The organism is Paraburkholderia sp. J76, assembly GCF_905220295.1.
GTDB lineage: Bacteria > Pseudomonadota > Gammaproteobacteria > Burkholderiales > Burkholderiaceae > Paraburkholderia.
This window is the reverse complement of sequence record NZ_CAJMZJ010000002.1, coordinates 576,680-602,380: the sequence shown is the minus strand read 5'-3', so window position 1 is coordinate 602,380 and position 25,701 is coordinate 576,680. Positions and strand designations below refer to the sequence as shown.

Here is a 25,701-nt window from a genome sequence, read left to right as displayed (position 1 = left end):
GCGCGATACGGCCCGCAGGCTGCGGGCCGTGTCGTCGCTTCCGGCTGCACGCAAACCCTTGACAAGCACGCATTCATCGCATTAAGTTGTCGTATTACCAATCATTCTCATTTGTATTTCGGCGATGTGACGGGCTCGTGACAACGGTTTGCAAGCACACCTGATTATCTGTCTTCGAAACGCCACGCCGCCCGGTCCGCATCGACGTTTGCCGCTTCCAGAGCCGCACAGCCCGCGCCGATCTCCATCGAGTCAATAGCAGGAACTATCGCCATGACGCAAGCCACGTCGCTGTTTGATTTTTCACCGTTCGTCGGCCAGAGCGAACACTATGTCGGCCTCATCAAACGATTCGCGGCTGCGCAGCCTTTTCGCAGCGCGCAGGTCAGCGAGCTGGTGCTCGACGACGACTACCATCGCCGTCCGCTGCGTCCCGAAGACTTCGAGTTCCTGAAGTTCGCGAAGCCGGTTCGTATGCACAACGTGAGCCGCCTGCCGGCGCTCGCGTCGAACCGCACGCTGTTGTCGATCTACGAACTGGGTACGGCGCGTCTGCCGCGCACGGCCGATCAGACCGAGTGGGCGCGTTTCACCGACTTCTATCGCGACGACGTGCAGGTGCTGGGCGCGCAGATCGCACCGTTTCTCGAATCGTATGCGTTCGAGTTCCTGACGCAGCAACAGGACGCGCCGTCGAGCGTGGCCGACGCAGCCGCACGGCTTGCCGCCATCGTCGACGACGAGTCGCTTTTCTGGGATCAAACGTTTGCGCGCCTGATGCGCAACGATTATCTGGAGGAGGGGCTGCGTTTCGTCATGGTGCAGCGCTGGGCCCTTGCGCCGTCGAAGCAGCGCGCACTGGCGCGCGCGGCGGCGAGCGGCTTCTTCGACATGGTCGCCCGCGAACTGCGCCCCGCGCTCGACGCCGATCAGGCGGATGCGCAGCTTTATCAGCGCGTCGCGGCGTCGTGCGGCGTAACGCGTCAGCAGCATGCGTACTGGCAGTTCTATCTGCCCACGAGCATGGCGAAGTGCAATTTGCTGTATGCGCTTGCACGCCGTCCCGATCGTGCATTCGGTCTCGTCGGCGCGGCCTTTGCCGCAGAGGCCGAGTCGCTTGCGTTCAGCGCGGCGCTGGAGCGTGCGTGTGCGCATCTGAAGCCCGCGAGCCGTGGTGCGGGCGACGCGGCGCAGCGCAAAGCGGCGCTGGTGGAGCGCTTCGCGCAAGCGTTGCAGTCGATTGGCGCGACATTCGGCGCCACGGCGCAAGCGCAGAGCGTGAGCGGCATGATGGCCGCCGAACGCCTTTGCGAACGCGCGCGTTGGGATCTTGGCGAGCAGTTGCTGTGGCTTTCGTCGATCCGCCATTACGTCGCGTTTGCGCATCGCATCAGCACGCGCATCGACGCGGAATGCCCGGACATCGATCGCGAAACCTTCATCGAGCCGCACGAAATGTGCTCGACGACGCATGTCCACAACGACCATCGCCTTGTGACGATCCAGGAAGGCGAGATGCTCTTCTGGGGCAACGTGGGCATGCAGTTGAAGATGCACGAAGGCGACATGGTGCTGATCCCCGATGGCCGCCTGCATGGCTCGACGGTCGTGTCGGGCGAATGCACCTATCACCAGCCGATCATTCCCGACGACTGGGTTCAGGCGCTGGTGGCCGAACTCGACGCGAAGGCCGCGGCCTGAACGTCGTTGCAGCGCGTTTAGAACGTCAAGCACGGATGCGCGCTGCGAGCAGCAATTTCAGAGTGCCCGGCACAGGGCCCCTGTTTCCCCCAAACGCAAAAACGGTTTCACCTGCGAGCCGCTGGTCTGGCGGCTCGCTGCGTTCGCCCGCAAAACGCGAGCAGACGTGAGACGAACGAGGATATCGAAGATGCGAACCAACGAGGGAACGGTGGACGAACAGAAGAGCGCGAGTGCCGCAGAGACCGAACATAGTTCTCCGAACGATCTGGACAATGCGTCCGCGTTCGACGCGGGCGACTGGAAGAGCCGCATCATCGCCGGCCGTGCCACGGGCGCGGACGTGCGTGCGCCCGGCTGGCTCGATGCGTCCTACGAGACGCTGCGCACGCAGGTGATGGACCCCGCGTATCCGTGCTTTTTCGGCACGATGGCCGAGAAGCGCGGCGAGATGTTCTATTCCTACGTCAATGGCAAGGACATCGGCGAACTGGCCGCCACCATGGAGACGTTCGCGCAGCTTGTCTCGCTGCCGCAATATCGCAAGAACAATATCGCGATATTTTTCGAGCCCGACGCCGAACCGCTTTCGCACGACGCGTATCACGCGTTGTTCTGGAAAATTCTTCAGCATCTGCACGACGTCGATCCCGATCCGAACGCGGACGCGCAGCCCGAACCGTCGAGCGAAGACTGGGAGTTTTCGTTCGCGGGGGTCGAAACGTTCGTGGTGTGCGCGTGCCCGTCGTTTCGCGCGCGCCACAGCCGCAATCTCGGCCCGGGCATGGTGCTGCTGTTCCAGCCGCGCAGTGTTTTCGTCGACACCATCACCAACAAGGTGATTGGCCGCGAAGCGCGCAATCAGGTGCGCAAGCGCCTCGAAACGTGGGACGAAATACCGGCGCACCCGGATCTCGGCTTTTTCGGCGACCCGGGTAATCTCGAATGGAAACAGTACTTTCTCGACGATGCGAACGTGCGCGCCGAAGATCGCTGCCCGTTCCTCAAACGGCAGCGCACGGCGAAGCAGGATGCCGTTGCCCACGAACCCGTGAAGCCGGCCACGCAGCATCAAACGTGGTGGCAGCAGCGTCCCGTGACCGTTGCGTCCGACGACAAGCCGTTCACGCCGCGTCCTCCTGTGCGGCACGCGGTCGAGCGGCGCTTTACGCCGCACGGCGAAAGCGCATTTCGTGAGTACGACGAAGAGTAATGCGGCGTTTGCCGCATAACACGATTCAGGCGGACGATTCAGGCGGGCGCTGCACGCAGATGACCCCAACGCCGTGCAACACGCGGCGGTGCAGATGAGACGGTGAAATGGCTGAAAACATGATTGAGCAGTTGCGCACGCTGGCCGCGTCGCGCGCATCGGACACCGCGCTGGTGACAGTGGACGCGAGCGGCGACACGCGTTACGACTACGCGGCGCTCGACGCTCGCGCGGCCGCGCTGGCCTCGCACCTTCGCGCCGCGAACGGCTGGACCGTAGGCGCGCGCGTGCTGCTGATGATGGATAGCGGCATCGACTACGTGGCCGCGTTTTTCGGCTGCCTGTATGCGGGCGCGATTGCGGTGCCCGCTTATCCGCCCGAGTCGCTGCGCGCGCAGCATCTCGCGCGCCTGCAGGCCATCGCCACCGACGCCGACGCTGGTTTCGTCGTCACCACGCACGCGCTCGCAGGCAAACTCGGCGATGCGTTCGACGCAGTTGCGCCCGGGGCCCCGCGCGTGACGATGGATACGCTCGACCTCGACGCCAACGCTGCGCTCAAGTTCGAGCCCTGCCGTGCGTTGCCGTCCGATATTGCATTTCTGCAGTACACCTCAGGATCGACCTCGGCGCCAAAGGGCGTCATGGTCACGCACGGCAGTTTGTGGGCGAACGAAGCGGCGATTCGCGAAGGCCTCGGCGTGACCGGCAACGACGTTTTTGTGAGCTGGCTTCCGCTCTATCACGACATGGGTTTGATCGGCACCATGTCGCAGCCCGTGTTCAGCGGTATTCCGCTCGTGCTGATGTCGCCGCAGTATTTTCTGGAGCGCCCCGTGCGCTGGCTCGACGCCATCACGCGGCATCGCGGCACGATTTCGGGCGCCCCCGATTTCGCCTACCGGCTGTGCGCGGACCGCATCGGCGACGATCAGCGCGCCGCGCTCGATCTGTCGAGCTGGCGGGTTGCGTTCTCCGGTTCGGAGCCCGTGCGCCAGGCGACACTGGGCGCGTTCGTCGAACGCTGCGCGTCGGCGGGCTTCGACGCGAACGCGTTGTTCCCGTGCTACGGGCTGGCCGAAGCGACGCTGTACGTGACGGGCGTGGCGCGCGGCGCAGGCGCGCGCGCACCGGCGTTCTCGAATGCAGGCCTCGAAGCGGGGCGCGCACGCGCCGATACGGGCGGCGCGCCATCCACGGCGCTAGTCTCGTGCGGCAAACCGGCGAGCGCGCATCGGGTCGAAATCGTGGATGGCAAAACTGGCGCGCGGTTGGCGCCGGGACAGATCGGCGAGATTTGCGTCAGCGGGCCGAGCGTGGCCGCCGGATACTGGCGGCGTCCGGACGCGAGCGCGGCAAGCTTCGTTCAGCGCGACGGCGCGACGTGGCTGCGCACCGGCGACCTCGGCTTCCTGCACGACGGCGAACTGTTTGTCGCCGGACGCATCAAGGATCTGCTGATCGTGCGTGGCCGCAATCTGTATCCGCAGGACCTGGAGCTGGCGATCGAGCGCGAGGTCGAACTCGTGCGGCGCGGCCGTGTCGCGGCGTTTGCAGTTGAGATCGACGGCCAGGAAGGCATCGGCATTGCGGCGGAGGTGTCTCGCACCGTTCGCAGGCAGGCTGCGCCGGAAAAAATCGCGGAGGCTCTGACGCAGGCGATCGCGCGTAGCTGCGGCGAACCGGCGAGCGCGATCGTTCTGCTCAATCCGGGCGGCTTGCCGAAGACTTCGAGCGGCAAGGTGCAGCGCGCGGCGTGCGTGCGCGGCTGGCAGCAGCATTCGCTCGATGCGTACGCAATGTTCTCGCGTGGTCGCCGTGTCGATGCAGACACGCCGATGGTGCAAGCGCCGAATGCGGCCGCTCCGCTCACCGCCATCGAGCAGGCGCTTGCATCGCTGTGGCGCGATGTGCTGCGCACGCAAACCGTGGCAAGCGCCGACGACAACTTCTTTACGCACGGCGGCAATTCGCTCGCGGCCGTACAGCTAGCGGCGGCCGTGCGTGCGCACTGGTCGATCGATTTCACGCCGCGCGATGTGTTTTCCGCGCCTGTGCTGCGCGACGCGGCGGCGTGTGTGCGCGAGCGAATCGACAAGGGTTCGACACACGCGTTGCCGGAAATCGCGCGCTTACCCGATGAGGCGCGCTTGAACTCGCGCGCATCGGATGCGCAACGCAGCCTGTGGTTGACGTGGCATCACGACCCGTCGAGCGCCGCGTACAACATGAGCGGCGAATTGCGCCTGAATGGCGAACTCGACGTGCCAGCGTTGCAACGCGGGTTCGACGCGCTCGTGCAGCAGCATGAGATTCTGCGCGCGCGCTTCGCGCTCGACGACGAAGGCGAACCGTTGCAGGTCATCGACGACAGCCTGTCGATCCGGCTCGAACAGACGCGCCTCGACGCGATTCCCGAAGCGGCGCATCAAGCGGTTATCGACGCGCTGGTCGAACGTGTGGCGCGCCATCCGTTCGATCTCGAAGCCGGGCCGCTGATTCGCGCACATCTGATCAGCGTGAACGAGCGCGAGCATCGTTTGCTTCTCGCGCTCCATCACATCATCGCGGACGGCTGGTCGGTCAACGTGCTGCTCGAAGCCTTGTCCAGATCCTGGTCCGCATGCCGCAGCGGCGCCGAGGTGCAAAACGCGCCGCGCCGGTTGCAGTACGCGGACCATGCCGCATGGGAACGCGAGACCGTTGATGCCGCCCGCGTGGCGCGTCAACTCGACTACTGGCGTACCGAACTGGCGTCCGGCAGCGACGCTGCTGCGGCGGCACGGCTGTTTCCCGCTGCGGATACGTCGCGCACGGGCCGTCAACGCAGCGAGTCGTTCGCGTTGTCGCCGGCGGTGTCCGCTCAGTTGCGGCGCTTTGCGGGCGAGCGTCGCGCATCGCTGTTCATGGCCGTGCTGGCCGTGTTCAATGTCGCGCTGCATCGATTGAGCGGCAAGAACGACATTCGCGTGGGCGCACCCGTATCGCTGCGAAAGCGCGCCGAATCGCAGGACCTGATCGGCTATTTCATCAACGTGCAGGTGCTGCGCACGCGTATTGCGCCGCATCGCGATTTTGGCGCGCTTCTGGACGCCGTGCGCGAAACGGTGCTTGCAGCAAACGAGAATCAGGATGTGCCGTTCGACCGCCTCGTCAGCGCGTTGCTGCCTGATAGAGGCAAAGCGCGCGACGTTCTGTTCCAGGTGAAGCTGACCGAACAGCGTCCGTTTGCGGCGCATCTGTTCGCGCCGCTCGATGCGTCGTTGCGCGTGCTGCTGAACGATGCGCCGCATTTCGATCTGGCGGTCGATTTCACCGATGCAGGCGAGCACATCGATTTCCTCGTCGCATACGACGATGCGGTGTTCGACGAAGCATTCGTCTCGCGCCTCACGAGTCTGTTCGCGACGCTTGCGGAACAACTCGTAGCCAATCCTCATTGGCCGCTGGAACGTCAGTTGCGCGAGCTTGAGCGTGACGCCACGCAAGCGGGCCCGTCGCCCGATGTGCTCGATCTCTGGCGCGCGAGTGTTATCCGCCATCCTGACCGGATCGCAGTGCGCGACGGCGAGCGCAGCGCGACATTCGGGGAACTCGATGCGGCGGCCGACGCGCTGGCCGCGCGATTGACCGTTCAGCTAACCGCGCATCACCTGGCGCGCGAAGCGCGCGTCGGCGTGCTGGCCGAGCGTTCGATCGAACACGTGCTGGGGATGCTCGCCTCGCTAAAGGCGCGCGCGACATGGGTGCCGCTCGATCCGAAAGCGCCCGTGGCACGGCTCGGCGCGCAGCTTTGCGATTGCGGCGCACGCGTCTTGCTGCATGCGGCGCCGCTGCCTGCGGGCCTGGATGCGGGCGCTGCCGCGCCGATGGCCGTGCATTTCACGCGCGAAACCGCTGCGGCGGCTCACGCGCCGGCGACGCGCGCTGTTCACCCGGACCAGGCCGCGTACATGATCTACACGTCGGGCTCGACGGGCGAACCCAAGGGCGTGATCGTCACGCATCGCGCGCTTGCCAACTACGTGCAGGGCATGCTGCAAACCTTGAACGTTAGCGACGCCGCGTCGTTTGCCATGGTGTCGACGCCCGCGGCGGACCTCGGCCACACGGTTCTGTTCGGCGCGCTGTGTTCCGCGCGCACGTTGCACCTTCTGTCGTCCGAACTCGCGTTCAACCCCGACCAGTTCGCCGAGTACATGGCGGAACATGAGATCGGCGTGCTGAAGATTGTGCCGAGCCACTTGTCGGCACTACTGAGCGCGTCGCGTGCGCGCGACGTGTTGCCCGCGCATGCGCTGATCGTGGGTGGAGAGCCGACGTCGCATGCGTTGCTCGACCGCCTGCATGCGCTCGAACCGTCGGGCCGGATTTTCAATCACTACGGTCCGACGGAAACGACCGTGGGCGTCGCGATGCACGAACTGCGCCGCGCGCCCGGCGAGAATCGCGATCTGCCGCTCGGCGCGGCATTGCCGAACACGCGAATCCATCTGCTCGACGCTGCCATGGAGCCGGTCGCGAAGGGCGCAGCCGGCGAGATGTACGTGGGCGGTCCGGGCGTCGCGCGCGGTTATCACGGGCGCGCGGGGATGACGGCGGACCGGTTTGTGCCCGATCCGTTCGCCTCGGGCGAGCGTCTGTATCGAACGGGCGACCGGGCGCGCGTTGGCCCCGATGGGCTGCTGGAGTACCTCGGCCGCGCGGACGATCAGGTCAAGGTGCGCGGTTACCGCGTCGAGCCCGCCGAGGTGGCGCGCGCGCTGCGACGCGTGGAAGGCGTGCGCGATGCGGCCGTGCTCGCGCATGACGGCGTGTCGGGAACGCGGCTGGCGGCGTTCGTGGCCGGTGCCGTCGATGCCGACGCGGTGAGGAGCCGCGTCGCGGCATGGCTGCCCGACTACATGGTTCCCGCCGATATCGTGACGATCGGCCAGCTTCCGCTCAATGCGAACGGCAAGCTCGACCGCGCTGCGCTGCGCGCGCTGCTGAGTCCGACGCTGAGCCCGACTCTGGGCCTGGAAGCGGGCTTCGGCGGTTCGGCAAACCCCCCGGTAAACGAATCGGACGCGCCGCGCGGCGCAACGGAAAACGCGCTGGCGCAAATCTGGGCCGACGTGCTGGGTCTGGAGCCGCCATCGATCAAGCGCGACTGGAACTTCTTCGAAGCGGGCGGCGATTCGATCCTCGGGCTCAAGGTCGTCGCGCGGGCGCGTAAAGCGAAGCTCTCGCTTACACCGAAGCAATTGTTCCAGCGGCTCACGCTCGCCGAACTGGCCGCGCAAATCGAGCACGCGAGCGCGGCGGGTCGGCCACAGCAAGTCGCGCAGAATACGGTTGCACGTTTGCCCGATACGGCGCGTACGCGCACGCTGGCTTCGTATGCGCAGCAGCGTCAGTGGTTCATGTGGCAACTGTCGCCGCAAAGCAGCGCGTATCACGTGGCGGGCGGCTTGTGGCTCAGCGGCAACGTGAATGCGGACGCACTCCGCGCGAGCTTCGAGGCGATCGTCGCGCGCCACGAGGTGCTGCGCACGCGCTTCGTCGCGAATGACGCGGGCCAGGTCGAACAGTGGATCGATACGCAGGCGCGGTTCGACTGGCGCGAGGCGTCGCTGTCCGATGCGCAGATCGATGAGGCCGCGCGCGCGCTCGCGAGCGAGCCGTTCGATCTCGCGCAGGGCCCGCTGCTGCGCGCCGCGCTTTATCGCGCCGGTGGCGAACGCAGCCTGCTGGTGCTGGCGATGCATCACATCGTCTCGGACGGCTGGTCGGTGCAGGTGCTGCTCGAAGAACTGGTTGCGCATTACCGCGCGGCGGTGCTGAAGGAACCGCTGAATCTGCCCGCGTTGCCCGTGCAATACGCGGACTATGCGGCGTGGCAGCGCGAATGGCTCGAAGCGGGCGAGAAGGACAGGCAGCTTGCGTACTGGCGCGCGGCGCTGGGCGAGGCTCAGCCGGTGCTCGCACTGCCCACCGATGCGCCGCGCCACGCGCACGCGTCCTATCGCGCGGCGCGTTACCGGATGGCGTTACCCGCTGAACTCTCGCAGGCGGTGAAGTCGCGTGCGCAGGGCAGTTCGGCGACGCCGTTCATGGTGCTGCTCGCCGCGTTCCAGGCGCTGCTGCATCGCTATACGGGGCAGCAGGACATACGCGTGGGCGTGCCGGTGGCGAACCGTCATCGTGTGGAGACGGAGCCGCTGATCGGCTTTTTCGTCAACACGCAGGTGCTGCGCGCGCAGATCGACGGCAATGCGACGCTGGCCGGACTGCTCGACGAGACGCGTCACGCGACGCTCGGCGCGCAGGCGCATCAGGACCTGCCGTTCGACGTGCTGGTGGATGCATTGCGCCCCGGGCGCAGCCTCAGCCACACGCCGCTGTTCCAGGTGATGTTCAACCATCAGCGCAGCGACTGGCGCGTGCTGAATCGACTCCCCGATCTGTCGATCGAACCTTACCGGCTGCCCGCGCCCATGGCGCAGTTCGAACTGATGCTGGATACGCGCGAGGAGGCCGGCGGCGCGCTCTCGATCGAATTCACCTACGCGCGTGAACTGTTCGGCGAAGCGACGATCGCGCGTTTCGCGCAGCACTATCGACGCGTGCTGGCCGCGTTCACGACCGGCGCTTCGCTCGATCAGCCGATCGGCGCCATAGCGCTGATCGACGAGGCGCAGGCAGCGGCGTTGTCGAACTGGAGCGTCAACGCGACGCGCTATGAAGGCTACGCGCCGGTATTCCGCGCGTTCGAGCGTCACGCCGCGCTGCATCCCGACGACGAGGCCCTGCTGTTCGGCGACGCCGCGATGAGCTACGGCGAACTCAACGCGCGCGCGAATCGCCTCGCGCGCTGGTTGCGCGCGCAAGGCGTGGGCGTGGAGTCGCGCGTCGGTATCGCGGCGTTGCGCTCGTTCGAACTGGTCGTCGCGCTGTATGCGATCGTCAAGGCGGGCGCGGCTTATGTGCCGCTCGATCCGTCGTACCCGGCCGAACGGCTCGCGTACATGATCGGCGACAGCCAGCCGCACTTACTGCTGTGCCAGCGCGATGTCGTGCTGCCGGCGATAGAAGGCGTGCGGCGTTTCGATCTCGATGCGATCGACACCACCGCGTACGACGCCAGCAATCTCGATGCGCCGATCGACGGCGCGAACCTCGCGTACGTGATCTACACGTCGGGCTCGACGGGGCGGCCGAAAGGCGTCGGCAACCGGCACGACGCGCTATGGAACCGTCTCGAATGGATGCAGCGCGAATACGGCTTGCGGCGCGGGGAAACGGTTCTGCAAAAGACGCCGTTCAGCTTCGACGTGTCGGTGTGGGAGTTTTTCTGGCCGCTGATGGTCGGCGCGCGGCTCGCGATTGCCGCGCCCGAAGCGCACCGCGATCCCGCCTTGCTGGCCGCGACGATCCGCCGGTACGCGGTGAGCACGCTGCATTTCGTGCCCTCGATGCTGCAGGCGTTCGTCGCGAGCGATGCGGCGTCCGCGTGCGGCAACACGCTCGCGCGCATCGTGTGCAGCGGCGAAGCGCTGCCCGGCGACTTGCGCGAGCGCGTGGCCGAAACCATGCCGGGCGTCGCGCTGTACAACCTCTACGGCCCGACCGAAGCCGCCATCGACGTCACCGCGTGGACCTGCGTGGACGAACCGGGGCGGCCCGTGCCGATTGTGCCGATTGTGCCGATCGGCCGTCCTATCGCCGCCACGCAGACGTGGGTGCTCGACGCGCGCATGGCGCCCGTGCCGCAAGGCGTGCCCGGCGAACTGTATCTGGGCGGCGCGGGACTCGCGCGCGGCTACCTGGGCCGTGCGGCGCTCACCGCCGAGCGTTTCGTGCCCGATCCGTTCGCAAGCGCGCCGGGTGCGCGCCTGTATCGCACGGGCGACCTCGTGCGCTGGCGCGACGACGGCGCGCTCGACTATCTGGGGCGCCTCGACCATCAGGTCAAGATTCGCGGCTTGCGCATCGAACCAGGCGAAATCGAGGCGGCGCTCGCGGCGCAGCCGAACGTGCGTGAAGCGGTGGTCACGGCGCGCGACGCGCGGCTCGTGGCTTACGTGACGGGGGACGCGCTCGACACCGCCGCTTTGCGCGCGAGCCTCGCTCAGCAGTTGCCCGATTACATGGTGCCGTGGCGCATCGTGCCGTTGTCCGCGTTGCCGCTGAACGCCAACGGCAAGGTCGACCGGCACGCGCTGCCGCAGCCCGACGCCGCCGATCCGGCGCACGACGCGCCGTGGGAAGCGCCGCAAGCCGGCGTCGAAACGGAACTCGCGGCGATCTGGTCGGTGTTGCTGGGCGTCGCGCGCATCGGGCGTCATGACGACTTCTTCGATCTGGGCGGCCATTCGCTGCTCGCCGTGCGGCTGAACGCGCGCATCGGCCTGGAACTGGGCGCGAGCCTGCCGCTTGCCGCGCTTTTCAACGCGCCGACGCTCGCGGCTCAGGCCGCCCTCGTCATGCAGACGCGCGATGCGCAGCCATCGGACGATGCGCTGCGCAGCCTGGATCTCTTTATGGATACGCTTTGAGCATTGCTATGGAAAAGGACGCGGCGCGGCGCATTGCCGAACGCTTCAGCGAGTTGACGCCCGATAAGCGCCAACTGTTCTGGCAAAAGATGAACGAGCAGGGCATGAGCCCCGCGCAGTTTCCGGTTCTCGCGCGCGAGCGTCGCGGCGGGCAGGGCGTGGCGGCTTCGTATGCGCAGCAGCGTCAGTGGTTCATGTGGCAACTGTCGCCGCAAAGCAGCGCGTATCACGTGGCGGGCGGCTTGTGGCTCAGCGGCAACGTGAATGCGGAGGCACTCCGCGCGAGCTTCGAGGCGATCGTCGCGCGCCACGAGGTGCTGCGCACGCGCTTCGTCGCGAACGAGGCGGGCCAGGTCGAACAGTGGATCGATGCGCAGGCGCGGCTCGACTGGCGCGAAGCGTCGCTGTCCGATGCGCAGATCGATGAGGCCGCGCGCGCGCTCGCGAGCGAGCCGTTCGATCTCGCGCAGGGCCCGTTGCTGCGCGCCGCGCTTTATCGCGCCGGCGGCGAACGCAGCCTGCTGGTGCTGGCGATGCATCACATCGTCTCGGACGGCTGGTCGGTGCAGGTGCTGCTCGAAGAACTGGTTGCGCATTACCGCGCGGCGGTGCTGAAGGAACCGCTTACGCTGCCCGAACTGCCCGTGCAATACGCGGACTATGCGGCGTGGCAGCGCGAATGGCTCGAAGCGGGCGAGAAGGACAGGCAGCTTGCGTACTGGCGCGCGGCGCTGGGCGAGGCTCAGCCGGTGCTCGCACTGCCCGCCGATGCGCCGCGCCACGCGCACGCGTCCTATCGCGCGGCGCGTTACCGGATGGCGTTACCCGCTGAACTCTCGCAGGCGGTGAAGTCGCGTGCGCAGGGCAGTTCGGCGACGCCGTTCATGGTGCTGCTCGCCGCGTTCCAGGCGCTGCTGCATCGCTATACGGGTCAGCAGGACATACGCGTGGGCGTGCCGGTGGCGAACCGTCATCGCGTGGAGACGGAGCCGCTGATCGGCTTTTTCGTCAACACGCAGGTGCTGCGCGCGCAGATCGACGGCAATGCGACGCTGGCCGGACTGCTTGACCAGACGCGTCACGCGACGCTCGGCGCGCAGGCGCATCAGGACCTGCCGTTCGACGTGCTGGTGGATGCATTGCGCCCCGAGCGCAGCCTCAGCCACACGCCGCTGTTCCAGGTGATGTTCAACCATCAGCGCAGCGACTGGCGCGTGACGGATTCGTTGCCCGGCGTCGCGGTTGAGCGCTATGCGTTGCCCGATCAGTCCGCGTTGTTCGAACTGACGCTGGATATCGCCGAGAGCCCGGATGGCGCAATGAACATCGAGCTGATCTACGCGGACGAACTGTTCGACGCGGAGACGATTGCGCGCATCGGCGGCCATTACCGGCACATGCTGCAAGCGATCGCGAACGATCCGTCGCAACGCGTCGGCGACGTCGAACTGCTCGACGCGGCCCAGTGGAAGCAACTGCGCGAATGGGGCGAAGCGCCGAAAGATTCCGCCGACCTCGCGAACGCGTTTGTTCATGGGCGTTTCGCGGCGTGGGCTCGCGCGACGCCGGAAGCGGCAGCCGTGACCGGCGGCGGCTCGCGCCTCACGTACCGGCAACTGAACGAGCAGGCAAACCGGCTGGCTGCGCGGCTCGTGCGTGAGGGCGTGGGTCCGGAAGTGCGCGTCGGGCTTGCCATGTCGCGTTCGCCCGCCATGGCCGTCGCGCTCCTCGCCATTCTGAAAGCGGGCGGCGCGTACGTTCCGCTCGACCCGGCCTATCCCGCCGCGCGGCTCGCCTGCATGGCGGACGATAGCGGCATCGAACTGATGCTGGTCGATACGTCGTCGCAAGCGCGCATGCGAGAGGCGTGTGCCGCGCGCGTACTGAGCGTGGAGGCAATCGATCTTCGCGATGAAGCTTGCATCGACCCGGCGCCCGCATTGCACGCGCACAATCTGGCGTATGTGGTCTACACATCGGGCTCGACCGGACAGCCGAAGGGCGTTGCCGTCACGCATGGCGCACTGGCTTCGCACTGCGAAGCGATTGGTGCGTGCTATGGCGTCGATCCTTCGGACTGCTGTCTGCATTTCGCGTCGATCAGCTTCGACGCCGCCGCCGAACAGTTGCTGATGCCGCTCACGCGGGGCGCATCGGTCTTGCTGCGAGACGACGACGTGTGGTCCGCGCAGCGGCTCGTCGACGAGATTCGCGCGCATCGCGTGACCACGCTCGACTTGCCGCCGGCCTATATCGATGCGTTCGCGCGCGAGACGGCGGCGGGCGCGGTTGGCGTGCGGACCTGTATTGTCGGCGGCGAAGCGTGGTCCAGAGCCGGCTTCGATGCCGTGCGCGCGCATCTCGCGCCGCAACGGCTGTTCAATGCCTACGGTCCGTCCGAAGCGGTGATTACCCCGACAGTCTGGCGCGCCGAGGCCGCCGCGGCATTCGACGGCCCTTACGCGCCGATCGGCCGTCCCGTTGGCAAGCGGTCCGCCTGGGTGCTCGACGAGCGCAAGCATCCCGTGCCGCCGGGCGTGCCCGGTGAACTGCATCTGGGCGGCGAGGCGATGGCGCGCGGCTACCTGGACCGGCCGGGCCTGACCGCATCGCGCTTCGTCCCCGATCCGTTTTCCGGCGAACCCGGCGCGCGGCTCTACTGCACCGGCGACCTCGTGCGCTGGCGCGCGGATGGACAACTCGAATTCCTCGGCCGGCTCGACCAGCAGGTGAAAGTGCGCGGCTTTCGCATCGAACCCGGCGAAGTCGAAGCGCGGCTGCGCGCGCAGCCGGGAGTCGGCGACGCCGTTGTCGTGTCGCTCGACGGGCCTGGCGGCGCGCGACTCGTGGGCTACGTCACGGCCATGGCGGGCCAGCGGATCGAGGCCGCCGCGTTGCGTGCCGGTTTGGCTGCGACGCTGCCCGACTACATGGTGCCCGGCGCGCTCGTCGTGCTCGACGCATTGCCCATGACGTCCAACGGCAAGGTCGATCGTCGCGCGCTGCCCGCGCCGGACGAGCACGCTGCGCCGGAATTCGAAGCGCCGCTTGGCGAGGTCGAAAGCGAACTCGCCGCCATCTGGGCGCAATTGCTGCGGCGCGAGCGGATCGGCCGCCACGAAAACTTCTTCGAGCTTGGCGGCGATTCGATCATGGGTTTGCAGATCGTTGCGCGCGCGCGCCGCGCGGGGCTCATGCTGAGCGCGCGGCAGATCTTCGAGCAACAGACCATCGCGCAACTGGCGGCTGTCGTCGTTCCTGTTGATGGCGAAGCGCGCGGCGTTACGGCGGCCGCTGCCGGCATCGACGCGAATGCCCCGGTGCCGTTACTGCCGATTCAGGCGTGGTTCTTCGCCGAGCCGTTCCCCGCGCGCAATCACTGGAACCAGGCGGTTCTGCTCGATGCCGGGCAGGCGCTCGACACCGGCGCGCTCGAACGCGCCTTGCAGGCCGTGATCGCGCATCACGATGCATTGCGTCTGCGTTTTGCGCCGTGCGATCCCGCGCAGCCGGAAAGCGGCGAAGCGTGGCGTCAATGCCATGCGCCGGTCGAACCGTCCGCGCCGCTGCAAATCGTGACGGACGTGTCGCCCGCCGACATCGAAGCCCGTTGCGACGCCGTGCAATGCAGCCTCGATATCCAGCACGGACCGCTGATCCGCGCGCTTGCGCTCGGTATCGACGATGGCGGTTGGCGTCTTTTCATTGCGATTCACCATCTGGCCGTCGATACGGTTTCGTGGCGCATCCTGCTGGAAGACCTCGAACGCGTTTATACGCAGCAGCTTGCCGGCGAGCCGGTTTCGCTGCCAGCGCCCACCACTTCGTATCAGGCATTCGGCCTTCAGTTGCAGGCGGCGGCGCGCGGGTCTGAAATGGACCGGGACAGCGCGTACTGGCAGTCATTGGCCAGCGTGCCCGCAGCATTGCCTGCGGCGGGCGAAGCATGCGGCGCGGGTCGGGCGGTGAGCGCAAGCCTGCAATTCGATCGCCCGACCACGCGGCGCTTGCAGCAAGACGCGTCGGCCGCCTACCGGACGCAACTCCTCGATCTGCTGTTGCTCGCAACCGGGCGCGCGCTGTGCGAATTCGCCGGTCGCGACCGCTTGCGGATCGATCTGGAAGGTCATGGGCGAGACCCGCATTTCGGCGAGGCGGATCTGAGCCGAACGGTCGGCTGGTTCACGAACATCTATCCATTCGAACTCGCTCCGATGGGCGAGACCGGCGCGGCGCTCAAATGCGTGAAGGAAGCGCGCCGCTCGGTGCCGCACGGCGGCATGTCGTTCGGAATGCTGAAGTATCTGGGTTCGCCTGCGCAACGCGCGGCGCTCGATGGCGTCGGTCATGCCGATGTGCTTTTCAACTATCTCGGCCAGTTCGACGATTCGGCCCATGCGGGCGCGGGTCGCGGTTGGCGGCTTGCGCGGGAAAACAGCGGCCGGGCGTCGAGCGAGCAAAATCACAGCACGCATGCGCTGGAAGTCTCCGCGCGGGTTCAGGACGGAGAACTAACGATTGCGTTGCTGCATACGCGCGGCGACCGTTACGACGCCGCGACGCTGGCCGCGCTCGCCGATGCGCTGCGCCGCGAGTTGCTTGCGGCGCTCGCGCACTGCGAAAGCGGCGCATGCGGGCTGACGCCTTCGGACGTGCCGCTCGCGGCAATCGACCAGAAGCGCCTCGATGCGCTGCCGGTGCCAGCCGCCGATATCGCCGATCTGTATCCGCTCTCGCCTATGCAGGCGGGCATCGTGTTTCACAGCCTGCTGGGCCAGCAGCCCGGCGCGTATGTGAATCAGTTGCGCGTCGATATCGACGGCCTGGACTGTACGCGGTTCGAGGCGGCGTGGACGGCGGCCGCCGCGCGTCACGATACGTTGCGCACCGGCTTTCTGTCCTTCGACGACGCGCCGCGCCAGTGGGTTGCGCGCCGCATCGCCACGCCGTTTTTTTTCGAAGACTGGCATACCGGCGAGGCCGAACCGGCGTCGCTGGAGCGACGCCTCGACCAGTTCGCCGCGGCGCTCGTCGCGCGAGGTTTCGATCTCGCCCGCGCGCCGTTATGGCGAATCGACGTGTTGCGCACCGGGCCTGCGCGTCATCACTTTGTCTGGACGTTTCATCATGCGCTGCTCGACGGCTGGAGTGCGGCGCAGTTGCTGGCCGAAGTGCTGGCCGCCTACGAGGGGCGGCCGCCTGCCGCCGTGCCGGGCCGGTATCGCGACTTCATTGCATGGCTTGGCCAGCGTTCGCACGATGCAGGCGAAGCGTGGTGGCGCGAACAACTCGCAATGCTCGACGGCCCCAGTTTGCTGACGCAGGCGCTGCCCGCGCCGCAAGGCGCCGATGCCGCGCGGGCGACCTCGTACGGCACGGTCTCGCTCGCGTGGGACGCGCAGCGTGCCGCCTCGCTCAGCCGCTTCGCGAGGAACCAGCGTGTGACGCCGAACACCGTCGTGCAGGCGGCGTGGCTCGTGCTGTTGCAGCGTTACACGGGGCAACGCGCGGTGACGTTCGGCGCGACAGTGGCGGGGCGGCCCGAATCGCTCGCGGGCGCCGACCGCACGCTCGGCCTCTTTATCAACACGATTCCCGTGGTCGGTACGCCGGACCCGGCGATCGACGTGGCTGCGTGGCTCGAACGCGTTCAGCAAGCGGGCGTCGCCGCACGCGAACACGAGCATGTCGCGCTTTACGATATCCAGCGCTGGGCGCATATCGAAGGCGGCCAGGCGCTGTTCGACAGCATCGTGGTATTCGAGAACTACCCGGTCGACGACATCTTGCACGCGGGCGGCACGCGGGAACTGCAATTCTCCGGCTTGCGCAACGAAGACCGCACGAGCTTCCCGTTGACGCTCTCGGTTACGCAAGGACGAACGCAACACGCTGAGGACAGCTTGCGCATCGAGTTCGATTACGCATGCGATATGTTCGGCGCGGATCAGATCGAGCGGCTCGCCGCGCAACTCTCGACGTTGCTCGATGCGTTCATTGCCGATCCCGGCGCGCGGCTGGGCGCGATCGGCGTATTGCCGGCAGCGGAACGTGCGCAACTCGACCGCTGGGGCGCAGCGCCCGACGTGCGCCCCACGCCGCCTGTGCATCTGCGCATTGCGCAGCAGGCCGCGCGCCAGCCCGGCGCGCAGGCGCTCATGCTCGACGGCGAATCCATCGATTACGGCACGCTCGACCATCGCGCCAGTCGGGTGGCGCATGGATTGCGCGCGGCAGGCGTTGGCCGCGAGATGCGCGTGGGCGTGGCGATAGAACGCTCGCTCGAAATGATCGTGGCGATACTCGGCGTGCTCAAAGCTGGCGGCGCTTATGTGCCGCTCGATCCGGCGTATCCGGCCGAGCGTCTCGCGTTCATGATCGAGGACAGCGGCATCGCGGTCGCATTGACGGCACCGACCTCCGAAACGTCAGGCGTGCCCGTGGAGGCGCTCGCGCGGCTCGGCGTCACGACGCTCGACGTTCATCGGCTGACGCAGGAAGATGCTACGCAGTACCAGGCGTCTGCGGATGTCGATGTATTGCCCGATCAGCTTGCCTATGTGATCTACACGTCGGGCTCGACCGGACGACCGAAAGGCGTCGGCATCACCCATGATGGGCTCGCGCGGCACACGGAGGTGGCGATCGGCATGTTCGGCCTTGGCGCTCAGGCCGCGCCCGATCGCGTTCTGCAGTTCTCGACCTTCAATTTCGACGGCTTCGTGGAGCAGGTTTTCCCGACGCTGGCCGTTGGCGCGACGCTGGTGTTGCGCGGGCCGGAACTGTGGAGCAGCGACCGGTTCCTGGCGGAAGTGGCGAACGAACGCATCACGGTCGCCGATCTGACGACCGCATACTGGAACGCGCTCGCGCAGGACTTCGCGGCGCGCGCCGGCGAACTCGACGTGCGCACCGCGTGCCGCACGCTGCGGCGCGTGCATGCCGGCGGCGAGGCGATGCCGGCCGATGGCGTGCGCGCCTGGCGCGCGGCAGGCCTCGCGCACGTCGAACTGGCGAATACGTATGGCCCTAGCGAAGCCGTCGTGACGGCGACCGCATTCGACTGCACGCCGTATCTGCTGGGAGAAACCGCGGTTCCCGCGCAGATTCCGCTAGGCGGTCCGCTCGATGGTCGCACGTTGCGCGTGCTCGATGCGCAACTGAACGCCGTGCCCATCGGGGCCGCAGGCGAATTGTGCATTGGTGGTACGCTGCTCGCGCGGGGCTATTGCCGACGGCCGGGCCTCACGGCGTCGCGCTTCGTCGCCGATCCGTTCGCGGCCGGCGCGGGCGCGCGGCTCTACCGCACGGGCGACATCGTTCGCTGGAACGGCGACGGCACGCTTGCGTATCTGGGGCGCACGGACCATCAGGTGAAAGTGCGCGGCTTCCGCATCGAGCCCGGCGAGATCGAAGCGTGCCTCGCGCAGCAACCGCAGGTCCGCGAAGCCGCTGTAGTCACGCGCGCGGGGGCAGGCGGGCTGCGCATTCTTGCGTATGTCGCGCCGGCGGCCGGCGCGCAACTCGATGCGCAGGCGTTGCGGGCGAGTCTGGCGGCGACGTTGCCGGACTATATGGTGCCGTCGGCAGTCATCGTGCTCGACGCGATGCCGCTCAACCCGAACGGCAAGATCGACCGGCACGCGCTGCCGGCACCGGTCGAGCCCGTGTCCGCCGATCCGGCCGAATTGCCGGGAAGCGAAATGGAGACCGCGCTGGCGGGCATCTGGTCCAGCACGCTGGACGGGACGCCTGTGCGGCGCACCGACCGGTTTTTCGAGCTTGGCGGCCATTCGCTTGCGGCCATGCAGGTGCAGTCGGCAATCCGCTCGCGGCTCGGCATCGAGGCGCCGCTCGCCGACCTGATGCGCAACCAGCCGCTGCACGAACTGGCGAGCGTGCTGGAATCGCTGCAGCGTCCGGCCGTTGACGATGCCGCGATGGCGGACGCCATGCGCGATATCCTTGCGCAGTTATGACGTTGAATTTGCGTATTGAACACAGCGCTTTTACGATAACAAACCGTGATGGCCGTCTACCCGCCAGCCGGCGGGCATGCCGCTGCCAGGCGACTTCCGGCAACACGAAAGGATTCACATGTCCCTGCTACTCAACCTGATTCGACACTCCCGCTGGACGATGCTGTTCGCCCTCGTCATCAGCATCGTGGGCGGCTTCGCCAATGCGGGGCTCGTCGCGATCATCAACCAGGCGCTCAGCGCGGCGCCCGAACGGCTGCCGGCGCTCGGCTGGCAATTTCTGCTGCTTGCCGTTGCCGTTCTGGCCACGCGCACGCTGTCGCAAACGGTTTTCGTGCGGCTGGGTCAGAGCACGAAAGCCGCGCTGCGCATGAGGACCATACGAAGCGTGACGGGCGCCTCGTATCAGAGCATTGAACGCCAGGGCGCGGCCAAAGCGTTGACGGTGCTCACGCAGGATCTCGACACGATCGTAATTTTCTTTTTGAGCGTGCCCGGGCTGGCAATGAACGGCTCGATCGTGCTCGGGTGCCTCGCCTATCTCGGCTATCTGTCGTGGCAAGTGCTGGTGTTTGCGGTCGTGACAGTCGTGCTCGGCTCGCTCGGTTTTCATCTCGCGAATACTCGCGCGATGTTTCATTTGCGCAGTTCGCGCGATCGCGAAGACGATCTCGTCAAGGACTTTCGCGCGCTGTTCGACGGCGCGAAAGAACTCAAGCTGCATCGCCGCCGTAAAAATGCGTTCGAGGACTCGATCGCCGTCAACGTGGAAGCCGTGCGCGTGCAGCGTACCCATGGTTACGTGCTTTATACGGCTGCGGCCAGTTGGGGCAGCATGATCCTGCTGGCGTTCATCGGCTGCGTGCTGTTTCTGCTGACACGCTTTCAGCCGGTGCAGGCGCATGTGTTGTCGGGTTACGCCGTGGTTTTCCTGTACATGATCATGCCGATCGAAGGGCTGCTGTCGTCGATTCCCTCGCTCAGTTCGGCTAAAGTCGCGCTCGAACGCATCGACAGCGTGAACCGCGATTTGCCGCGCGAAAACGTCGAACCGGCGGACACCGCGACGTCGTTCGACACCATCGCGTTGAAAAACGTCACGCACAGCTATTTCCGTGAAAAGGAGAACGAAGTATTTACGCTCGGGCCCGTGAATTTCGAGTTCCGGCCCGGCGAACTCGTTTATCTGATCGGCGGCAACGGTAGCGGCAAGACAACGCTCGCGAAGATGATCGTTGGCCTGTACGCGCCGGAAAGCGGAGAGATCGAACTTGACGGCAAAGCGGTGAACGAAGCGGATCGCGACCGGTATCGCCAGCATTTCTCGGTGGTGTTCAGCGACTTCTTCCTGTTCGACGAACTGCACGGCCTCAATATCGACGGGCTCGACGCGCAGGCGCAACAGTTGCTCGAACTGCTGCACCTGGAGCATAAAGTCACGATCCGCGACGGAAAATTCTCGACCACGGATCTTTCGCAAGGACAGCGCAAACGTCTCGCGCTGCTGGTGACGTACCTGGAAGACCGGCCGTTCTACGTGTTCGACGAGTGGGCGGCCGATCAGGACCCGACCTTCAAGGAAGTGTTCTATCGCCGCTTGCTGCCCGATCTGAAAGCGAAGGGCAAGACCGTGCTCGTGATCACGCACGACGACCGCTACTTCGCGCTGGCCGACCGCTACATCAAGCTCGATTACGGCCAGATCGTCGCGACGGGCGATGGCCGCGAACTCGATCAGCACTCGCTCAACGCGGCCGCCTGAATGGTCCTGGTAGCACTCCTAAAAAGATTTCGGGCTGACATGTCTGGTTTATTCGATTTGCCGTGCGGCCGCAAACTCGCGGCTGCGCTGGGTGTTTCCGCGCTGCTGGGTCTTGCGGCTTGCCATACGCCTGTTACGCCGTCCGATGTATCGGCGGGCGCGCAGTCCTATCACGTGACGATTCAGCGAACGCAGGACGGCGTGCCGCACATCGACGCGGCCGATTGGGGCAGTCTCGGTTATGGCGTCGGTTACGCGCAGGCGCAAGATGCGTTATGCACGTTAGCGGATGGCTTCGTTACCTGGCGCGGCGAGCGATCGGCCACTTTCGGCGCCGGGAAGCATCCGGTAGCGCCGTCGACGTTTGGCCAGCCGCGTAATCTCGACGCGGACTTCTTCTTTCGCTCGGTGATCGACGACGATGCGCTCGCGCGTTTTCGCAACGCGCAACCGGCGCGCGAACGCGCGCTCGTGGCTGGCTACGCGGACGGTTACAACCGCTATATCGACGAACTGAAAGCGGGGCGCTTTCCCGGCGCGCATGCAGCATGCGCGCGCGAAACGTGGGTCGCGCACATCTCTGCCGACGACTTGTATCGCCGTTTCATCGCGGCCAATCTTGCCGGCGGGACGATGCCGTTTCTGCGCGGCATCGCGACTGCGCACCCGCCAGGCGCCAACACGCCGACGCTATCGGGTACCAACGCGCGTGCGCCCGCCGTTGCCGCTACGCTGGATCTGGGCGGTCATGCCGGCATCGGCAGCAATGCGCTCGCGTTCGGCGCTGCGAAGACAGCGGACGGCCGCAGTCTGCTGTTCGGCAATCCGCACTGGTTCTGGGAAGGCCCCGACCGGCTGTATCAGACGCAGTTGCGAATTCCGGGGCAACTGGATGTGGCGGGCGCGTCGTTTCTCGGCGTGCCGATGGTGATGATCGGCTTCAATCGCAACGTTGCGTGGACGCACACGGTGTCGAGCGCGCGACGCTTCGGGATCTTCCAGTTGTCGCTGATACCCGGCGCGCCGACGCATTACCGCTACGACGGACACGACGAAGCGATGCGCGCGGTGCCCATCACGATCCAGGTGCGCGACCCGGAAACGGGCGCCCTGACGCCGGCCACGCGCACGATGTACCGCACGCGCTTCGGGCCTGTCGTCGATCTTTCGTCGTTGTCTCCGGCGTTTGGATGGAACGATAAGCAGGCCTTCGCGTTGTTCGATGTGAACGCGGACAACGCGCAGACGTTCTCGAATTTTCTGGACTGGGACCAGGCGCGTTCGCTCGACGACTTTATCGCGATCCAGAAACGGTACGCGGCGATGCCGTGGGTGAATACGTTCGCAATTGGCCGCAACGATCCGAACGTGTGGTTTGCCGATATCGGCGCGGTGCCCGGCGTCACCGATGCCCTCGCGAACGACTGCACGACGCCGGCTGGCCGCGCCGCCGACGCGCGGATGCCGGGCGTGCCGTTCGTCGACGGTTCGCGTTCGGCCTGTGCGTGGACTGAGCATGCGCTACCGGGCGCGGTTCGCGCGGGACGTCTGCCGGTCGATGCGATGCCGAGCCTGCTGCGTGCCGACTATGTGGGCAACTTCAACGGCAGCTACTGGCTGACCAACCCGAACGCGCCGTTGAGCGGTTTTGCCCAGGTTGTCGGGCAAACGGGCGTCGAACAGTCCTTGCGTACGCGTCTGGGCCATCAGATCGCCGCGCAGTTGATGAGCACGCCCGGAGGCGTCACGCGCGATGCGCTGGAGCGCACGGTGCTGGCGAGCACGTCGATGTCCGCACAGGAATTCCTGAAACCGGTGGTCGATGCCGTATGTTCGAAAGGGAGCACTCGCGATAAGGCGAGTTCGGCTCCCGATACGGATGCCGCCAGCGTGGATATCGGGCCTGCGTGCGCCGTGCTTCGCCAATGGGACGGCACCGCGAACGTCAATGCGCGCGGCGCGAACCTGTGGGACGAGTTCTGGAATCGCGCGTCGGCCATGCCGGAGTTGCGGCACTACACGAAGCCGTTCGACCCGGCGCATCCGCTGACGACGCCCGATGGTCTCGACACCGCCAATCCCGCCGTGGTGCAGGCGCTGGCGAGGGCGCTACGCGAAGCGACATTAGCGCTGGAACGCAACGGCTTCGCACTCGATGCGACGCGCGGCGACATGCTCTATATCGGAGACGGCGCCCGCAAAATACCGATGTATGGCGGCTGCGACCGGGAAGGATATTTTACGGTTGCATGCGCGATTCAGCCTTTGGACGGAAAAGGCTATCCGCTCGATCGCGATGCGCACGGCAACAGCTATATGCAGGTTGTGAGTTTCGACGCGGACGGACCGCAGGCGGACACGATGCTCACTACCGGCGTATCCGACGATCCCGCATCGCCTTGGTACCGGGCCGGCGCCCGCACCTACGCAGGCAAGGCGTGGACGCGGTTTCCGTTTACGGCGCAGGCGCTGGATGCTTTTCCGGATGTGACCAGAACGGATTTGACGGGGCCGCGAAACGCCCTTCATTAAGGGCTCGATTTCCATACGAACGCCGAAATGGCTTCCACTACGCCGTCCGCGAGCGGCAGCGCGGGGTCCGCATAAGCGGCGACGTTTTCGCTGCGGGACGGCGTGTGCACGGTTTTAAGCACATGATTGGCATGGCTAATGATTGTCAGCTCTGCGCGCGGATTGGCCTGCTTCAAACGTTGCGCGTCCTGAACGCCGACCTGGATATCCCGCGAGCCCTGTACGATGAGCGCAGGCTTCGTATAACGCGCCAGCAGGGCCGCGGGATCAATGGTCAGTTCGCTCATGAGAAAGCGTTGAACCTGCGGCCTGAACAACGGCAGCAATGCGGGATCGATGCTGGCCGCGTCTACCGTTTTCCCCGCGCCGAGCGATTCGATTATGGACATCGCATTGCCTAGAATCGGGGCGTTGGCCGGGTTTGACTGCAGTTGTTGCCGCAATACCTGTTCAAGCGGATAGCCCGCTGTCGATACGAGGATCAGACCGCAAATGTCGGCGGTTTGCTGTGCAGCCAGCAACGCCACCAGTCCGCCTTCGCTATGGCCCAATACCCATACGCAGGAAGCGCCGGTCCGCGCCCGGATGGCAGTCACCCACGCGCGAACGTCTGTCGCGTAGTCGTCGATGGTGACGTCGTCGGCATCGGGTATCGCCGACGCGCTGCCATACATGCCGCGCTTGTCGATTCGAACCGAGGCAATCCCTTTCTTCAGCAGCCCTTCGGCGAGCAAACGGTAGGTCGACGCGTTAAGCCCAATGGGTCCGTTGCCGTTTCGGTCGGTCGGGCCGGAGCCTGGCACGATCAGGACCACGGGGGCGTTGCTGGCTCCCGGCGAGAGCAGGGTGCCTCTTAGCGGTCCGGCGGGGCCGGGCGCTTCGATCCCGGCGTGCATGTGTTGAAAGGCGCTGGCCGAATGAAGCGCTATGGTCATTGCGATACTCGCGAAAAGAGTCACTGGTGTTGCCCCGACTGCATGTGAAAGTCGACGATGTCCAGGACTGGCAGCGACGTCCCGGCAACGAGCGGTTGGTAGCAGTTTAGATCCGGCCGATATCCACCTTTTCCGCCAGAAAGTCCAGAAATGCGCGCACGCGCAGCGGAAGGTAGCCTCCCTGACCGACATAGACGGCGTGGACTTCCTCGACATCGCCGGGATTGCAGTCTTCGAGTACGGGCGATAGCCGCCCGGCGGCGACGTCGTCCCGCACCTGAAAGGCCGCGAGGCGCGCCAGCCCCACGCCGGCCAGGGCCAAATGGCGTAACGCTTCGCCGTCGCTGGCTTGCGCGTTGCCCGTTACCGGAAGCACGACATCTTCGTTCCGGTATCGCAGCGGCCAACCGGGCTGTGCTCGCGTGTAATTCGCGCCGAGGCGATTGTGCGCCAGCAGTTCTCCCGGGTTGGCGGGCGCGCCGCGGCGGGCGAGGTAGTCAGGTGCGCCGACGATCACCATGCGCGTGCCGCCCAGCTTGCGTGCCACCAGGCTGGAGCTTTTCAGCGGGCCGGCGCGCACGGCCACATCGGTTCGTTGTTCCAGGATGTCGACAACCTCATCGGTCAACACGATGTCGAGCGTCACGTCGGGATGACGCTCAAGGAATGCAGGCGCGAGAGGCAGCAAGAAGTGGTGTCCGAAGGGTACGTTGGCATTCACGCGCAGGCGGCCGCGAGGCGCGGCGTGCTGGCTTGCGCAGCGTTCGGCTTCTTCCAGGTCGGCCAGGACGCGCACGCCGCGTTCGTAGAATGCACAACCTTCGGGAGTGAGCTGGAACTGCCGCGTGGAACGGTTCACGAGGCGCGTACCCAGACGTTGCTCCAGGCGCGTGACCAGCTTGCTGACCGCCGAGGGCGTCATGCCGCACGCGCGCGCCGCGGCGGAAAAACCGCCGAGTTCAATCACGCGCACGAATACTTCCAGTTCTCCTGACCGGTTGACTTCCAGGCGTGCCACGACGCTCTCCAGGATGAATTG

8 protein-coding genes are annotated in these 25,701 nt (G+C 66.1%); 6 read left to right on the top strand and 2 right to left on the bottom strand.

What is annotated here, in order from left to right:
* The first annotated feature begins 273 nt into the window (after window positions 1–273).
* The 6 genes from U5768_RS06200 (at window position 274) to U5768_RS06175 (ending at window position 23,727) form a co-directional block, all read left to right on the top strand.
* Entirely contained in the window at window positions 274–1,701 is a 1,428-nt protein-coding gene (locus U5768_RS06200; protein WP_322029490.1) for a peptide synthetase, read from the top strand.
* Window positions 1,702–1,891: 190 nt separating this feature from the next.
* Window positions 1,892–2,914, top strand: coding sequence for a YqcI/YcgG family protein (locus tag U5768_RS06195; protein ID WP_322029489.1), 1,023 nt, complete (start codon window positions 1,892–1,894; stop codon window positions 2,912–2,914).
* A 107-nt stretch (window positions 2,915–3,021) separates the two neighbouring features.
* Window positions 3,022–11,454 carry a non-ribosomal peptide synthetase gene (locus U5768_RS06190; RefSeq protein WP_322029488.1) on the top strand — a complete coding sequence of 2,811 codons (8,433 nt, stop codon included), beginning with the start codon at window positions 3,022–3,024 and terminating at the stop codon, window positions 11,452–11,454.
* Window positions 11,451–19,433 carry a non-ribosomal peptide synthetase gene (locus U5768_RS06185; RefSeq protein ID WP_322029487.1) on the top strand — a complete coding sequence of 2,661 codons (7,983 nt, stop codon included), beginning with the start codon at window positions 11,451–11,453 and terminating at the stop codon, window positions 19,431–19,433. The genes U5768_RS06190 and U5768_RS06185 overlap by 4 nt, the downstream gene beginning before the upstream one ends.
* 118 nt (window positions 19,434–19,551) lie before the next feature.
* Window positions 19,552–21,195 (top strand): cyclic peptide export ABC transporter, encoded by a 1,644-nt coding sequence (locus U5768_RS06180; protein WP_322029486.1) that lies wholly within the window; start codon window positions 19,552–19,554, stop codon window positions 21,193–21,195.
* A gap of 39 nt (window positions 21,196–21,234) precedes the next feature.
* On the top strand, window positions 21,235–23,727 hold the full coding sequence (locus tag U5768_RS06175; RefSeq protein ID WP_322029485.1) for a penicillin acylase family protein: 2,493 nt from the start codon (window positions 21,235–21,237) through the stop codon (window positions 23,725–23,727).
* Here U5768_RS06175 and U5768_RS06170 read toward each other — a convergent pair.
* Window positions 23,724–24,662, bottom strand: a complete 939-nt coding sequence (locus U5768_RS06170) for an alpha/beta hydrolase (protein ID WP_322029484.1) — start codon at window positions 24,660–24,662, stop codon at window positions 23,724–23,726. The two genes, U5768_RS06175 and U5768_RS06170, sit on opposite strands and share 4 nt — an antisense overlap.
* Before the next feature lie 106 nt (window positions 24,663–24,768).
* Complete coding sequence (locus tag U5768_RS06165) at window positions 24,769–25,680, bottom strand: LysR family transcriptional regulator (RefSeq protein ID WP_322029483.1); 912 nt, start codon at window positions 25,678–25,680, stop codon at window positions 24,769–24,771.
* Window positions 25,681–25,701: the final 21 nt, after the last annotated feature.

Excerpts from the sequence above, each read along its gene's own strand:
- U5768_RS06170 (WP_322029484.1), bottom strand. The coding sequence starts at position 24,662 with ATGACCATAGCGCTTCATTCGGCCAGCGCCTTTCAACACATGCACGCC.
- U5768_RS06180 (WP_322029486.1), top strand. The coding sequence starts at position 19,552 with ATGTCCCTGCTACTCAACCTGATTCGACACTCCCGCTGGACGATGCTG.
- U5768_RS06200 (WP_322029490.1), top strand. The coding sequence starts at position 274 with ATGACGCAAGCCACGTCGCTGTTTGATTTTTCACCGTTCGTCGGCCAG.
- U5768_RS06175 (WP_322029485.1), top strand. The coding sequence starts at position 21,235 with ATGTCTGGTTTATTCGATTTGCCGTGCGGCCGCAAACTCGCGGCTGCG.
- U5768_RS06190 (WP_322029488.1), top strand. The coding sequence starts at position 3,022 with ATGGCTGAAAACATGATTGAGCAGTTGCGCACGCTGGCCGCGTCGCGC.
- U5768_RS06195 (WP_322029489.1), top strand. The coding sequence starts at position 1,892 with ATGCGAACCAACGAGGGAACGGTGGACGAACAGAAGAGCGCGAGTGCC.